Annotated in this window: 17 protein-coding genes; 13 read left to right on the top strand and 4 right to left on the bottom strand. The window is 61.1% G+C overall.

The genetic code is table 11. From position 1 onward, the window contains the following. Positions 1 to 143 precede the first annotated feature (143 nt). Together IWX75_RS17050 and trxA are read left to right on the top strand one after the other, a co-directional pair. Positions 144 to 266, top strand: coding sequence for a ribosomal protein bL36 (locus IWX75_RS17050; RefSeq protein WP_196823452.1), 123 nt, complete (start codon positions 144 to 146; stop codon positions 264 to 266). Between the two features lie 47 nt (positions 267 to 313). After that, positions 314 to 640: a thioredoxin gene (gene trxA, locus IWX75_RS17045; RefSeq protein ID WP_196823451.1), complete on the top strand. Its 327-nt coding sequence runs from the start codon at positions 314 to 316 to the stop codon at positions 638 to 640. Between the two features lie 317 nt (positions 641 to 957). On the opposite strand, the gene IWX75_RS17040 is transcribed toward trxA, so the two are convergent. Further along, the gene (locus tag IWX75_RS17040) at positions 958 to 1,431 is read right to left on the bottom strand and encodes a hypothetical protein (protein ID WP_334684446.1); all 474 of its coding nucleotides are present in this window, start codon (positions 1,429 to 1,431) and stop codon (positions 958 to 960) included. 172 nt (positions 1,432 to 1,603) lie between these two features. Continuing rightward, complete coding sequence (locus tag IWX75_RS17035; RefSeq protein ID WP_196823449.1) at positions 1,604 to 2,209, bottom strand: DUF1440 domain-containing protein; 606 nt, start codon at positions 2,207 to 2,209, stop codon at positions 1,604 to 1,606. Between the two features lie 162 nt (positions 2,210 to 2,371). Between IWX75_RS17035 and IWX75_RS17030 the strand changes: the two genes are divergently transcribed. The 5 genes from IWX75_RS17030 (at position 2,372) to IWX75_RS17010 (ending at position 6,508) form a co-directional block, all read left to right on the top strand. Then, positions 2,372 to 3,547 carry a zinc-dependent alcohol dehydrogenase gene (locus tag IWX75_RS17030; protein ID WP_196823453.1) on the top strand — a complete coding sequence of 392 codons (1,176 nt, stop codon included), beginning with the start codon at positions 2,372 to 2,374 and terminating at the stop codon, positions 3,545 to 3,547. 78 nt (positions 3,548 to 3,625) lie between these two features. Further along, on the top strand, positions 3,626 to 4,246 hold the full coding sequence (locus tag IWX75_RS17025) for a DUF1440 domain-containing protein (protein WP_196823448.1): 621 nt from the start codon (positions 3,626 to 3,628) through the stop codon (positions 4,244 to 4,246). Further along, a complete protein-coding gene (locus IWX75_RS17020) occupies positions 4,236 to 5,327 on the top strand; it encodes an SDR family NAD(P)-dependent oxidoreductase (RefSeq protein ID WP_196823447.1) in 1,092 nt (363 codons plus the stop codon). The genes IWX75_RS17025 and IWX75_RS17020 overlap by 11 nt, the downstream gene beginning before the upstream one ends. 67 nt (positions 5,328 to 5,394) lie before the next feature. After that, the gene (locus tag IWX75_RS17015) at positions 5,395 to 6,168 is read left to right on the top strand and encodes a DUF427 domain-containing protein (RefSeq protein ID WP_196823446.1); all 774 of its coding nucleotides are present in this window, start codon (positions 5,395 to 5,397) and stop codon (positions 6,166 to 6,168) included. Between the two features lie 7 nt (positions 6,169 to 6,175). Beyond that, complete coding sequence (locus tag IWX75_RS17010; protein WP_196823445.1) at positions 6,176 to 6,508, top strand: hypothetical protein; 333 nt, start codon at positions 6,176 to 6,178, stop codon at positions 6,506 to 6,508. Positions 6,509 to 6,583: 75 nt separating this feature from the next. On the opposite strand, the gene IWX75_RS17005 is transcribed toward IWX75_RS17010, so the two are convergent. Beyond that, positions 6,584 to 6,940, bottom strand: coding sequence for a VOC family protein (locus IWX75_RS17005; RefSeq protein ID WP_196823444.1), 357 nt, complete (start codon positions 6,938 to 6,940; stop codon positions 6,584 to 6,586). 433 nt (positions 6,941 to 7,373) lie between these two features. Between IWX75_RS17005 and IWX75_RS17000 the strand changes: the two genes are divergently transcribed. From IWX75_RS17000 to IWX75_RS16980, 5 genes are all read left to right on the top strand, one after another. Further along, positions 7,374 to 7,655, top strand: a complete 282-nt coding sequence (locus IWX75_RS17000) for a hypothetical protein (RefSeq protein WP_196823443.1) — start codon at positions 7,374 to 7,376, stop codon at positions 7,653 to 7,655. A 14-nt stretch (positions 7,656 to 7,669) separates the two neighbouring features. Further along, entirely contained in the window at positions 7,670 to 8,455 is a 786-nt protein-coding gene (locus IWX75_RS16995) for an SDR family NAD(P)-dependent oxidoreductase (RefSeq protein ID WP_196823442.1), read from the top strand. 362 nt (positions 8,456 to 8,817) lie between these two features. Continuing rightward, a complete protein-coding gene (locus IWX75_RS16990; RefSeq protein ID WP_196823441.1) occupies positions 8,818 to 8,970 on the top strand; it encodes a hypothetical protein in 153 nt (50 codons plus the stop codon). Between the two features lie 79 nt (positions 8,971 to 9,049). Further along, a complete protein-coding gene (locus IWX75_RS16985) occupies positions 9,050 to 9,244 on the top strand; it encodes a hypothetical protein (RefSeq protein WP_196823440.1) in 195 nt (64 codons plus the stop codon). A gap of 29 nt (positions 9,245 to 9,273) precedes the next feature. Then, positions 9,274 to 9,564 (top strand): hypothetical protein, encoded by a 291-nt coding sequence (locus IWX75_RS16980; protein ID WP_196823439.1) that lies wholly within the window; start codon positions 9,274 to 9,276, stop codon positions 9,562 to 9,564. Positions 9,565 to 10,288: 724 nt separating this feature from the next. On the opposite strand, the gene IWX75_RS16975 is transcribed toward IWX75_RS16980, so the two are convergent. Next, positions 10,289 to 11,323: an IS110 family transposase gene (locus IWX75_RS16975; protein WP_196823438.1), complete on the bottom strand. Its 1,035-nt coding sequence runs from the start codon at positions 11,321 to 11,323 to the stop codon at positions 10,289 to 10,291. A 315-nt stretch (positions 11,324 to 11,638) separates the two neighbouring features. Between IWX75_RS16975 and IWX75_RS16970 the strand changes: the two genes are divergently transcribed. After that, positions 11,639 to 12,229, top strand: a complete 591-nt coding sequence (locus IWX75_RS16970) for an IS110 family transposase (protein WP_196823437.1) — start codon at positions 11,639 to 11,641, stop codon at positions 12,227 to 12,229. Positions 12,230 to 12,299 lie beyond the last annotated feature (70 nt).

Here is a 12,299-nt window from a genome sequence, read left to right as displayed (position 1 = left end):
ATGTCTGCGTGCCATGATTCGTGAATTTCCTCCTGTGTCCATTCTCGGACACGAAACTCACATAAACACTGGACTCCTACCCGGGGACCCAACCACCCAGTTGAGTCCACTGAACACCCAGAAACCCGTCAAAGGAGCACCACGTGAAGGTACGAAACTCATTGAGCGCACTGAAGAGAATCCCGGGCTCCCAGGTAGTCCGACGCCACGGACGGACGCTCGTCATCAACAAGAAAAACCCCCGCATCAAGGCACGCCAAGGCTAACCCCAGGTACACAAACCCAATGAAAACCCAACGAGGGAGAGATAAAGATGAGCACCACAAAAAACGTCACCGACGCGTCGTTTCATGCGGAAGTCCTTCAGGCCACGAAACCGGTCATCGTTGATTTTTGGGCAAAATGGTGCGGACCATGCCGCATGCTGTCTCCCATCCTGGACGACATTGCCACTGAGCACGCAGGAAAAGTCGATGTCGTGAAGGTCAACGTGGACGACAACCCTGCGATCGCAGCCAAGTACGGCATTACTTCCATCCCCGCCGTCTACGTCTTCCACAACGGCGAGATTGCGGCGACCTCGATCGGGGCGAAACCCAAACAGGTCCTCGAGCAGGAATTCGCGGCCTTCGTCAGCTGACAGCTACAAACCAGCACATGTAAGCCACCCCCACCGGCAGTGCTGATCCGGCAGACCTGGAGGGAAACGGCGCAGCCGGGAGCATCGCTTTGTCCCGGGCAACTGCACCTTCCGAGGGGTACGAAATGGGTAGCGAGTGTGGGCGCCCGGGACGGCTAGTCTCGGGCGCCCTACCTTGTGACAACATCCCCGCAGTCGCCCCGGCCATACTGTCTCTTACTCGGTGAATTCAGCGGTCCGGAAATTCTAGGACGGCCAACGGGTGCTTCGCTGACGAATGTCCGGGCTGGGGGTCTTGGGTTCAGCCGGGAGGTGGTCTAGGGTGCTTCGGTTGGTTGGAAGGCGTGGTCGTAGATGACCCCGGTCGCTGCGGCCTGGACGAATTTGTTGACCAGGTCCACGGTCCAGTCCTCCGCGGTCCAGGTTCCGGGCTTATACAGGCCGAGGGCGGTGTTGAGCAGGACGTCCCCGGTGTAGACGACGGGAAACACGACGGCGACTGCCTTGGCTCCCCGCAGGCCGGTGTGTGCTGTGGCGCCGTAGGCCGAGCCCCACATGGTTCCCAGTGCAAAGTGGGTGACCCAGTTCAGCTGTTCGCGCCCCTGCTGGGTCGTGGGGTGGACGGGCAGGATTCGTTCCGCGAAATCCGCCGGTGCGTAACTGTATTCACGCCCGGTCCAAGGCATCTCAACAAATTTCTGGAACGCCGTCATCACCACGGTCCCGGCAACACCTGCCGCCATACCCCGGACGATCGATCCCATCAGTGAAGGCTTCTCTTTAGTAAGCATGCTGCCGATTATTGTCTCGCCCGGCAGTATCCGCAACCACCGCAGAAGCCACTGTGGCCATCATTGAGAGATGTGTCGTGGACCTTCCGCCAGTCTTCCCGGGTAAGCCGTCCTCCACAGGGAGAACTTCACTGGCAGTTATGGACCTTCCCGCGTTCATCGGATGTGGTGTTCATCGGAGGCGGTCCGTTGCGTGCAGGAGGGTTTCGGTGGTCATGCCGAGCACAATATGGGCGGCCAGGCCGCGTGCGTGTGCCTGCCAGGGATACCTGCCCGGTGCGGAGGCAATCCCGGTTAGCGGCGCAGCGGTCTCGTCCATGACCATAAACAACGCCACGCCATACAGGACTCCGGATCCGGTGCGTACTGATGGTCGTATCCGACGTATCGCGCCGTAAAGGGCTCCGGGCAGCATCCCCAGAGCATAGTGAAACACGGTCGCGCCCGGGCCCGGGCGCTGGTTGGTCGGGCTCACCCCGCTGACCTGCGTGGCCTTTTTCAATGCACCATCAGGAACGTCACCACTGGAGACATCCTCCTGGACGCCGTGGATCTGCGCCGCAATCCCCGCCTGCACACCCCCGTCCGCGTCCCTGTCGCGGGCTCCCAGGTCTCGGGTGAGAGTTTGTGTGTTTTCACTCCGCAGCATGAGCCATCCGAGCTGGTCCATGGCCCAGACGCCGACAGCACCCGCGGCAGCACCCAGGACCATGTCGATACCCGCAGCACGCAGGCCTGCCACCGGGACTCCTTCTCGGATGGTGTGGTGGTTATTCACGTGATCAACTCCTCTTTCCTGGACAGAAAGTGCTGAGCGATGATCGCCGAGCCCTGCGGTGTGGAATTGGACCCGACACAAGCGGTTCCTTTCTTTCCGGCAGTAAACGTGAACATACTGGTATTGATAAGCATACTTACCACCAAAGAGGAGCTTGGGGTTATGAGGGCACTTACCTGGCAGGGGAAGCGGTCGGTCAGCGTTGAGGAGGTGCCGGATCCCATCATTCAGGAACCCACTGATGCGATCATAAAAATCACCTCCACGGCGATCTGCGGCTCCGACCTGCACCTGTATGAGGTACTGGGCCCCTACATGAGCAAGGGCGACGTCCTTGGCCATGAACCCATGGGGATCGTTCAGGAAGTCGGCAGCGCCGTGTCGAACCTGGCCGTCGGCGATCGGGTGGTGATCCCCTTCAACATCGCCTGCGGGAAGTGTCTGATGTGCAGTCTGAATCTGCAGTCGCAGTGTGAAACCACTCAGGTCCGGGAAAAAGGCCTCGGTGCGCGCATCTTTGGTTACTCCGAGTTGTATGGTTCGGTTCCGGGTGGGCAGGCGGAGTACCTGCGGGTTCCCTTCGCTGATTACGGCCCCATCAAGGTGGGCCATGACCTGCCCGATGTGCGCTACCTCTATCTTTCCGACATCGTGCCTACTGCCTGGCAGGGCGTGCAGTACGCGAACGTGCCCGACGGCGGCACCCTGGCGGTCTTCGGGCTGGGCCCGGTAGGGCAGTTCGCCGCACGCGCCGGTAAGCATCTGGGTTACCGGGTCATCGGCATCGAACCTGTGCCCGAGCGGCGCGCCATGGCCGAACGGCACGGCGTGGAAACCCTGGATTACAGCGACAGCATCGGCGACGAACTGCGTGAAATGACCGAGGGAAGGGGCCCGAATTCCGTTCTGGACGCCGTGGGCATGGAAGCCCATGGATCTCCGGTAGGGGCTTTCGCCCAACAGGCAGCCGGCCTGTTGCCCGACCCGCTCGCGCAGAAAGCCATCGAGAAGGTTGGTGTGGACCGGTTGAACGTCCTGCACGCGGCCATTGACGCTGTGCGCCGCGGCGGCACTGTTTCCGTGAGCGGTGTCTACGGCGGCATGGCAGATCCGATGCCGATGCTGACCCTGTTCGATAAGCAGATCCAGATGCGCATGGGCCAGTGCAACGTCAAACGGTGGATCGATGACCTCCTGCCCCTGGTCGAAGACCCTTCCGACCCGCTCGGCGTGACCGACCTGATGACCCACGAGATTCCTTTGGATGAAGCACCAGAAGCGTACGAGGTGTTCCAGAAAAAGCAGGACAACTGCATCAAGGTCGTCCTCAAACCCTGACCGGCCCCTCTCCGGCCCGGCAAGTCGATCCTGCCGGTACCGGGGAATTTCCGCTGAACCGTTGAAAGGACACTTCCGATGACATCTCCCACGCCAGGCGAAACCCTCCCCGATCGTCCCGTCCCCCGGGACCCGTCCGGGAACGAGCACATGGAGTCGTCGCCCGTCCCCGGTGCTGCGGTACCGGCACACCATGTGGGACCGGAGCGCAGCATTGCGGTGGATATGCTCTTGGGCGCAGTAGCCGGTGCCGCCGGCGTCTGGGCGATGGATCGCGTCGGCTGGTTTCTGTACAACCATGAAGATCCCGCCGCGCTTGAACGCGAACACCAGGCCCGGACCGGCGGCAAGGACGTCGCCCATGCCGCCATCGAAAAAGCAGCCGACATGACAGGAATCAACCTGCCCACCGGTGAACCGAACCCGGCCGGAATAGCAATGCACTACGCCCTGGGGGTCCTGCCCGGAGCCCTCTACGGTGCAGCACGCCATAAAGTCCCGGCACTACGCGCCGGCAATGGCGCCTTGTACGGATGCGGCTTATTCGCACTCATGGATGAGACCGTCGATCCGGCCCTTGGCATCGCCGCCGGGCCGACCCACTACCCATGGCAGGCACACGTGAGGGGCCTGGTCTCCCACATCGTGCTGGGCATCACCACCGAAACCGTCCTGCGGGCATCCGACCGTGTCCGCTGACCACCACGACCCTGCACCAGCACCGCACGGCACCATCGGCATAAACGGCGCCAACAGTGCCGACCGTGCCGATGGTGCCGTGGTCGTGATTACCGGCGCTTCCAGCGGCATTGGCCGGGCCACCGCGCATGCATTCGCTAAAACCGGTGCCCGGCTTATTCTCGCGGCCCGCAGCATCGAAACCCTGCAAGAGGTCGCCGCCGAATGTGCCGCGTACGGGGCGCAGGTAATCACCGCACCCACCGATATCAGCGACGAATCCCAGGTAGAAACCCTCATGCGCTCGGCAGTTGAAGCCTTCGGGCGGATCGACGTGTGCGTCGGTAATGCCTCCGTTTACAGTTACGGAACCTTCGAAACCACACCGCCCGACGTGTTCCGTCAAATCATCGAAACCAACCTTCTCGGCCCGATCCACACTGCCCGCGCTGTACTGCCGTACTTCCGACGCCAGGGCCGGGGAACCTTGATCATCATCGGATCGGTGTACTCCAAAATCACCTCCCCCTATGTCTCCCCCTATGTGACCAGCAAATTCGGGCTGCTCGGTTTCACGGAAGTACTGCGCCAGGAGTTACGAAAAGCCAAAGACATTCACATCTGCCTCGTACTGCCGGCAACAATCGACACCCCCATCTACCAGCACGCCGCGAACTACACCGGCAAGCACGTCCACCCACTACCCCCCGTCGTGTCCCCCCACCGTGTCGCCAAGGTGATCCTGCGGAATTCGAAACGACCACGGCCGGTCACAGTGGTCGGTCAGATCCAACGAACCCTCATCCCGATCCACAGCCTCTTTCCACGGCTCTACGACCAATGCATCAACCCGGTTATGAACCTGCTTGCACTACGGAAAGGCACGACGGCCACTTCAAACGGCACAGTCGTCACTCCGGACCCCTCGAGCAACCAGATCACCGGGAACTGGCGAACCGGCCGGACCAGACGCTTTGGCGCAGCCGGTGCCATCCTTACCGTCTGGTCATTGATCCGATGCCTAAGAGGAGGACAACGCGTCGCCCCAATAGGGAAAAACCGTCGCTCGAAAACAACCCACGTCACGCACGATCACCGTTGAGCCCAGCTTGTGCCAGGACGAACTGAGGCAGTCAGGACAACCACAAAAGCTCGAAGGATGCCCATCAATGGAACAGAAAACCAGAAAACCACTCCCGAGTGCGCGGTGGGTGCGCGGAATCGTGGGTGACACACTCGTGGTCGATAGCCGCGATCAGCTACTCGTATGGGAAGAAGTGCTCCCTGTACCGCGGTACCTCTTCCGGGACGAGGACGTCCGATCAGAGCATCTGATACCCACCGGAGCGCCGGACGAGTTGCGCTACCACCACCCGAATTCCGAGGTCACGTCCTGGTTCGATGTCGTTGTTGATGACCGCATCATTTCCCACGGGGCGTGGCGGATAAAGGGTTTTAACGGTTATACGGGAGTGACGTGGGAACGCGGTGAACTTGACCACTGGTATGAAGAAAATCAGGAAGTATTCGAGCACCCCCACGACCCCTTCGTCCACATCGATGCCCTGCCCAGCTCACGATTAGTAACGGTCCGCCACGACAACGTCATAATCGGCGAGTCACGTGAGGCGATCTTTCTATGGGAAACAGGGCTGCCACCGCGCTACTACCTGCCCAGGCGAGACATCGACTTCGACCTTCTCACGCCGACGACCACGCAGAGCATCTGCCCCTACAAGGGCTTCGCCACCAACTACTGGAGCGTTAACGGCGAATCCTCTCTCACTGACATTGCATGGTCCTATCCCGAACCGTTCTTTCCGTACCGCAACATCGCCGGGGCAGTTGCCTTCCTACACGAGGAACTGGACATATCCGTCGACGGCGTACCGCAAACACGTCCTGTGCCCAAACAGTGGTCAGCACGATCCCGGTTAACATAATTTACCCTTGACCGATCTCGATCACATGGGCCCTGATGAAAACGGTGACGGCGTCATCAGCACCACCGAAGACGCACCCGCCTACGGCGGAATCCTCACCACCCTGACCACCAGCCCCGCAGAGGGCCTGAACATCGCCCTCGGCGGCCAGGGCGGCAGCTACACCATCGAGCGCGAAATCGACCTCAACGCCGAAACCAAGGCCTCCCTCGAAGCCGGCACCGCCGTCGTCGTCGTCCACGGCCTGGACCCCGCCACCCTGAGCCCCGAAGCCGCAGCAGCACCCAGCGACCTCGACGTCCTTTGGGTAGTCGCGTCATTTCGAAGCCCACGCCGGTGAATAGGTCGAGGGTTCTGCCACGCAGAGCACCCTTGCGCTTTCCGTCTTCGGTGTCCACCACCAACGGCTCGTGCGCTACCAGGACACCAAGCAAAAAGGATGCCCGGCGGGATCAAGATAGACACGAAACTTCTCCTGTTCATAGCCCTGTTTCTTCGCGCCCAAGGCCAGGACGTTCTTCTCTCCCTCGTCCAAGTCATCAACCCGCACGTCAAGATGCATTTGCTGCGGATGCACGGCCGACGGCCAATCCGGCGGCGTTAGTTTGTCGACGCGCTGAAATGCCAGCGCCGGGCGATCGGCGGCATCGCCGATGGTGATCCAGTCCGCATCCCCTTCTACCCGCTGCATCCCTAACAGCTCCTCGTAAAACCGGGCTACCGGCTCAATGTCTTCGCAATCGATCACTAAGGCATGAAATTTTCCAATCATGCGTCCGACTATGCATGACACGAGGCCATGCTGACCATAGGGACGCGGACATCCACAATCCGCATGCTCTGGCAAGGAATCCTCGAACGGACACTCAGCCATTCACCGCTGACAGAACAACGCCAAATACCGCCGCGATTCACACCCTGAACGCCTATGCCGGTGAAGCATCCAGCTACCGCGTCCTGGAGGAATGGGCGGGCCTCGGTCTGGGATTCGAATACCGCCCTCGCGGCGGACCTGGCAACACTCGCGGATCAAATCATCGAGCTCGCCTAGTCACAGGTATACCCAGCCCTGCACAGGCATACCTAGCCATACACACTGGCTATGACTGCATCCATTCTCGCTCCCTACCGCTCGGGCTGTCGCCGCTTATAACCTGTCGTAGTGGCAGAGGTTCTGTCACGACACGAAAATGAGGAGTTCGGCCGTGGCTTACCCGCAGATCACTGTGAGGGTCGATGAGTCGCAGCGGTCCACAGCCGTTGTCATCTATCGGAAGTACAAGCAGCCTTTCCTGGACACTGTCTCGGGCGCTTGTGGTAAGGAGCTGCTGGTCCGTGATGAGGACGTGCAGGTCCTGCATCACTTCGACACGGACGAGGATGCACGCGTTTACTTGTCCTCGGCGCTTTTCACAGATGACGTCGTCGTAGCGCTCCTTCCCCTGTTACAGGCCGAGCCCGACATCCGTATCTACACCACCGCTTAGGGGAACAAACACATATGAACGCATCATCGAATGATTTCAACGGCAGCAAACTGATCGTGATCGGCGGCACCAGTGGCATGGGATACGCCGCTGCGGACCGAGTCGCATCAGCTGGCGGTGAGGTCGTCATCGTCGGACGCAACCAAGCCAAGCTCGACGCCGCCCAGAAACGCCTCAGTGCACACGGCCACCCTGTCCATGCACTGGCGGCGGACCTCAATACGGCCACGGATGTCGAAGCACTGCGCGAACGGCTCAACGCTGAACACGCCGATGCGAATCTTCTGGTCAACGCGGCCGGGGTGTTCGTTCCCAAGCCGTTCCTCGAACACACCATCGCTGACTACGATTCCTATCTCGATCTGAACCGGTCCACGTACTTCATCACCCAGACCATCGCAGCGAACATGGTCGCACGCGGTGAAGGCGGAGCAATCGTGAACATCGGTTCCATGTGGGCTCACCAGGCAATCGGTGCCACACCTTCCTCGGCCTACTCGATGGCCAAGGCCGGACTGCATGCACTTACCCAGCACCTCGGCCTGGAACTGGCGCCCCACCAGATCCGCGTCAATGCTGTTGCTCCCGCCGTCGTGCGCACCCCGATCTATGAAGGCTTCATCCCCAAGGACGAGGTCGACGCGGCCATCAGTGGCTTCGACTCCTTCCACCCCATCGGCCGTGTCGGAACTGCGGAAGAAATCGCCGACATTGTCGCCTTCCTCCTCTCCACCCAGGCCGGCTGGGTCACCGGGGCCATCTGGGACGCCGACGGCGGCGTGATGGCAGGCCGCAACTAGGAAGCCTGCGGGTGAGGTGCTGATGCTACTGATATGTGCCTCAGCATCATCGCTTCACCCGCAGTCGGTCCCTGGGCGATTGTGCTTAGCGTCGGAGCCGGAGGCGCGAGGTTAAGCAGGATCTTGAGACCTATCAAAGAAGCAGGCACGCTGTGCACGTTCCAACTACGAGGCCGAGAAAAACGCACACTCTCGTTGCGGAAACCGTCCTGTTGCTCAGATAAGGTCCGTGGGAAACTATGGGTATGCCTCTGATTGATTTGTCGCACCGGGTAGCTTTTACTTTTGACAACGAGAGCGAAGCGCGGGACTGCTACGGACGTCTGGAGGATGCTCTTCCGGATTTGACCGTTGAGCATCGGATGGGAAAAAACGTAGCCGAAGTCTGGATCGTCCGTTCCGACATGAACCGGGATTCGACAGGACCCCAGATACAAAGCCTCGCCGACGCAGCTATCCTGTTCGGCCCCGTCGATGTAGAGGCACGCGAAGTTATCAACAGCGAGATGGGTTGACCACGCGTTTTTAGCCCCTTCGGCTGTTATGCCGAACAAACCCCGACGGAACCGGCAGCGCGGCTACGGAAAGGCAGATATGCCCCTTGACGACGATAAGCTCGCCGGCTATCTCGGCGATCATCTGTTGGCCGCGGAATCGGGGGTGCGACTTTTCGAATCAGTGGAACACACCTGGAAGGAAACTTCCTACCAGTCCGTGTTCGAAGAGCTGCGCCGGGACATTGCAGCTGACCGGGATGATCTCGCCGGGTTGATGCAACGTCTTGGCTAGAACCTGGGCAAAGCCAAAATGGGTTTGGCATGGGTTGGTGCCCAGCTCAGCAAAGCCGGTCCGCTGAACCCGTTCCACAAAAGCGGTGGTATGGGGGGCAACTCGAACTCGAGGCCCTGCAGGCTGCCGTCCGCGGCAAAGAGGGCCTGTGGACGTCGTTGCTCGCGTTGTCCCGCTCCGATGAACGGCTCGATCCCGAGCACCCGGTCGTGATCGGTGGCCGCCGTTTCTTCCCCACCGATGTACGTCTTCGACTCGATCTGGTTGAGCAGCACCGCTTCCACGACGGGGTCATGTTCCTGCGGTACACCACCCACTGAAGGCTCCCGGCTGGAACCACTACCGGGCCGCTGCTGGACACCATTGGCTTGGAATAAGGGTAGGCCTCACAACGTGAGCGGCCGTTGGGACGCTTGTCACTGCACCCTTGAATCGCAAGCCCTCCGATGAACGCCCGAACTCCTCCGGCCAGCGGGCACCGCGGCGTTATGCAACCACACGATGCGCTTCAACTGGTTAGTCGATGTCTTTCGTGGTTTTGTTCTTGGCCTGCTGCTGGTGCTGTCGAAGCTTTTCCTCGGTATCCCTGCGCCGCTTCGCCACTATGCGCAGCTGATCAGTGGATAACGCTCCCGAATCGTGACTGTGCGCCCCGGGGCGGTGATCACGACCGGTTACCGGGACTGTCGGGCGTTCTCTTTCTTCGTTCATCCTCAATGATCCCACCAGGATCAGGCCAGAAAAAGAGCGTTCGGAACCCCACCACCACATTGCTGCCGGCGGGGCCTGCGCTCATCCTCCGCACCACCCCTGGTGCTGGTTCTGCCCTGCCAGGCAGGGCGGCTCACCCACAGGTGGACGGCTTTGAGCTCACTCCTTCGGGCTCCATCCGCCCACGGTAATAGTGGAAACTGATCGCGGGTCCGGTGTGGTCCTCCGCCCACATGACGTGGCCCTTGGGCTACTGTCCGTCATTTGACCTGTCCACCGGCCCCGCGATCGCTTCACGCGCCGGCGGGTATGGCCTGATAGCGCCTCTGTGTGTCAAGCGGCGGTCTTTTCGGCGTGGTGGTGGTCGTGGAGGATTTGTCGGTAGAGGACGTTGGAGAGGCGTCGTTTGAGTGCTCTGCGGGCTTCGCGGGGTGTTTTTCCTTCAGCGATTTTCTTCAGGTAGTAGTCCCGGCCTGGTCCGGGGTCGCGGCTTTGGCACACGGCCATGGTGTGCAGCACGGAGTTGAGTTGCCGGTTGCCTCCGGTGTTGAGTCGGTGCCGGTTGTGGTTGCCGCTGGAGGCCTCCAGGGGCGCGGTGCCGGTGTAGCTGGCGAAGTGTGAGGCGCTGGGGAATCGGGTGATGTCACCGACATGACCCAGGAGCTTTGCCGCCAGGACGACGCCGATACCGGGGATTTCCTGCAAGGTGGTGTTGGAAGCATCCAACGCAGTACGGGTCTGCGCTTCATTGCTTTTGATGGAGGAATCGATGCGTCGAAGATCAGCGAGCAGCTCTTTGGTGAGCTCACGCCGCACCGCGTCGGTAGCTGTTGCCGGCCTGATCGTACGCAGCGCCGCGGCGGCTTTGTCAGCGCTCAGGCCGGGTTCGACACCACCGGGTAGAAGTTCACGCAGGAGCCTGTGCAAGCGGTTGAGCAGCCGGGCACGTTCGTGGCCCAGATCCTCGCGGCGCTCGGCCAGCAGACGCAGGATCGTGCTCTGGTCCTCTGCTACGACGACGCGCAGACTCTCCTGCCGCAGCCCCGTCAGGGCGACCGCGAACGCGTCCGCAGGATCGCTTTTACGCCCGCCACCGGTGGAGAGGACCCTGACTTTCATGGCCAGCGTGGAGGGAACATCCACGACGGCCTCGCCATGGGCCACGAGGATCTGGGCGGTTCCTCGGCCCAGACCGTTGGCGCCTTCGATAGCGAATCTACGCTCGGGCCACTGCGCGGCCCAGCCCAGTAACTGTCTGGCAGTTCCTGCGTTGACGATGAAGCGGCGCACCGCGAGCCGGCAGCCCGAGGAATCGATGGCTGCTGCGGTGATGGAGGATTTGTGCGGGTCGATGCCGATGATGATCATGTTCGGGTCCTTACGCCGAGGTCGGTGATGGATCACCCGTAGCGGGCACCCTGACTTGAAGTGTTTGCATGCCTCTGTCGAGCCACGCCCCGGGCGGGTGTCAGCGGCGCGGCACGCTATCAGTGAGCCAACCCGAACAATACGGGCGGCAAGGAGCTTGCGGACCTGTGCCGGCTGACACCCTGGACGCTACAAGACTGCAGATCCTGCGGCATCCCACCATCAATGAACCAAGTCAGGAGCCTGACCAGATCCCCTTACCGTATTGCCTGCCCGTTCTGGCGCGTGGAGATTCACCTCCATCGAAAGGCAGACATGTCAGAGTCAGAAGCGCAGGCGCAGCGTGTTGTTGTCGGTGTCGACACGCACGCTGATACCCATCACGTCGCCGTCGTCACCGAGTACGGGAAACCGTTAGGTGATCGGGCGTTTCCGACGACGTCAGCGGGCTACTGGGAAGTCGTCGGCTTCATCACCGGCTTCGGTGTGGTCCTGCAAATCGGTATGGAAGGCACCGGCACCTACGGTGCCGCGCTAACAAGGGTTCTGCAGGGCGAAGGGATTCTCGTTATCGAGGTCAACCGGCCTGACCGGCAGCAGCGCCGACTCAAGGGTAAGACAGATCCCTTGGATGCCTATCGGGCGGCCCAGTCCGTCATCACAGGCAGGAGTACGGCACTTCCGAAAGCCAAGGACGGACCCGTTGAGTGCCTGCGCGTCCTACGGGCCTTACGGGTGTCCGCCGTGAAAGCCCGCAGCGCAGCAATCAACCAGATCAAGGGGCTGCTGGTCTCCGCACCAGAGACTTTGCGGTCCAAGTACCAAGGCATGACCACGGCGGTCATGATCGGCACCATGGCCCGATCTCGTCCGTCCGGACACTTAGCCTCGATCCACCGATGTTGATGGGTGACCGGCGTTCGTAGGGTTGCGGATGGGCGCGGCGGGAGTGGGCGTGGCGGAGCTGCGGGCCTTG

The sequence above is a fragment of the Arthrobacter sp. CAN_A6 genome (genome assembly GCF_015751715.1).
Lineage (GTDB): Bacteria > Actinomycetota > Actinomycetes > Actinomycetales > Micrococcaceae > Arthrobacter_D.
This window is presented reverse-complemented; position numbering and strand designations above follow the sequence as displayed.

Coding starts and splice junctions, on each gene's coding strand:
- trxA (WP_196823451.1), top strand. CDS start 314: ATGAGCACCACAAAAAACGTCACCGACGCGTCGTTTCATGCGGAAGTC.
- IWX75_RS17040 (WP_334684446.1), bottom strand. CDS start 1,431: ATGCTTACTAAAGAGAAGCCTTCACTGATGGGATCGATCGTCCGGGGT.
- IWX75_RS17030 (WP_196823453.1), top strand. CDS start 2,372: ATGAGGGCACTTACCTGGCAGGGGAAGCGGTCGGTCAGCGTTGAGGAG.
- IWX75_RS17025 (WP_196823448.1), top strand. CDS start 3,626: ATGACATCTCCCACGCCAGGCGAAACCCTCCCCGATCGTCCCGTCCCC.
- IWX75_RS17015 (WP_196823446.1), top strand. CDS start 5,395: ATGGAACAGAAAACCAGAAAACCACTCCCGAGTGCGCGGTGGGTGCGC.
- IWX75_RS17005 (WP_196823444.1), bottom strand. CDS start 6,940: ATGATTGGAAAATTTCATGCCTTAGTGATCGATTGCGAAGACATTGAG.
- IWX75_RS16995 (WP_196823442.1), top strand. CDS start 7,670: ATGAACGCATCATCGAATGATTTCAACGGCAGCAAACTGATCGTGATC.
- IWX75_RS16990 (WP_196823441.1), top strand. CDS start 8,818: ATGGGAAAAAACGTAGCCGAAGTCTGGATCGTCCGTTCCGACATGAAC.
- IWX75_RS16985 (WP_196823440.1), top strand. CDS start 9,050: ATGCCCCTTGACGACGATAAGCTCGCCGGCTATCTCGGCGATCATCTG.
- IWX75_RS16980 (WP_196823439.1), top strand. CDS start 9,274: ATGGGTTGGTGCCCAGCTCAGCAAAGCCGGTCCGCTGAACCCGTTCCA.
- IWX75_RS16975 (WP_196823438.1), bottom strand. CDS start 11,323: ATGATCATCATCGGCATCGACCCGCACAAATCCTCCATCACCGCAGCA.
- IWX75_RS16970 (WP_196823437.1), top strand. CDS start 11,639: ATGTCAGAGTCAGAAGCGCAGGCGCAGCGTGTTGTTGTCGGTGTCGAC.